General features: G+C 62.8%; 1 protein-coding gene. It reads left to right on the forward strand.

Annotation, left to right across the window (positions count from 1 at the left end; genetic code table 11):
- Nucleotides 1-5 precede the first annotated feature (5 nt).
- The gene (gene tuf / locus AC1RAA_RS31165; protein WP_062478858.1) at nt 6-1,199 is read left to right on the forward strand and encodes an elongation factor Tu; all 1,194 of its coding nucleotides are present in this window, start codon (nt 6-8) and stop codon (nt 1,197-1,199) included.
- The last annotated feature ends 4 nt before the right edge of the window (nt 1,200-1,203 follow it).

The following is a 1,203-nucleotide window of genomic DNA, read 5'->3' on the forward strand; positions in this document are numbered from 1 at the left end:
GAAAAATGGCAAAAGGTAAATTCACCCGCACCAAGCCGCACGTGAACGTGGGCACGATCGGTCACGTTGACCACGGCAAGACCACGCTGACGGCTGCGATCGCCACCGTGCTGTCGGCCAAGTTCGGCGGCGAAGCCAAGGCTTACGACCAGATCGACGCAGCGCCTGAAGAAAAGGCTCGCGGCATCACGATCAATACCGCGCACGTCGAGTACGAAACGGCCAACCGCCACTACGCACACGTGGACTGCCCCGGCCACGCCGACTACGTGAAGAACATGATCACCGGCGCCGCCCAGATGGACGGCGCCATCCTGGTGTGCTCGGCCGCTGACGGCCCGATGCCCCAGACCCGTGAGCACATCCTGCTGGCTCGCCAAGTGGGCGTGGGCTACATCATCGTGTTCCTGAACAAGTGCGACATGGTCGACGACAAGGAACTGCTCGAGCTGGTCGAAATGGAAGTTCGCGAACTCCTCGACAAGTACGAATTCCCCGGCGACGACACCCCCATCATCCACGGCTCGGCCAAGCTCGCCCTGGAAGGCGACAAGGGTGACCTGGGTGAAGGCGCCATCATGAAGCTGGCAGAAGCCCTGGACACGTACATCCCCACGCCTGAGCGCGCTGTGGACGGCACGTTCCTGATGCCCGTGGAAGACGTGTTCTCGATCTCGGGTCGCGGCACCGTAGTGACCGGCGCTGTCGAGCGCGGCGTGATCAAGGTCGGCGAAGAAATCGAAATCGTCGGTATCCGCCCCACCGTCAAGACCACCTGCACCGGCGTGGAAATGTTCCGCAAGCTGCTGGACCAGGGTCAAGCTGGCGACAACGTCGGCGTGCTGCTGCGCGGCACGAAGCGCGAAGAAGTCGAGCGCGGCCAAGTGCTGTGCAAGCCCGGCTCGATCAAGCCGCACGTGCACTTCACCGCCGAGGTGTATGTCCTGTCCAAGGACGAAGGCGGCCGTCACACGCCGTTCTTCAACAACTACCGTCCGCAGTTCTACTTCCGCACGACGGACGTGACCGGCGCGATCGAGCTGCCCGCGGACAAGGAAATGGTCATGCCTGGCGACAACGTCAGCATCACCGTGAAGCTGATCAACCCGATCGCGATGGAAGAAGGCCTGCGCTTCGCCATCCGTGAAGGCGGCCGTACCGTGGGTTCGGGCGTCGTGGCCAAGATCCTCGACATCTAAGCCG

This window comes from Variovorax sp. GW823-FHT04F07, assembly GCF_058795995.1.

Excerpts from the sequence above, each read along its gene's own strand:
- tuf (WP_062478858.1), top strand. The coding sequence starts at position 6 with ATGGCAAAAGGTAAATTCACCCGCACCAAGCCGCACGTGAACGTGGGC.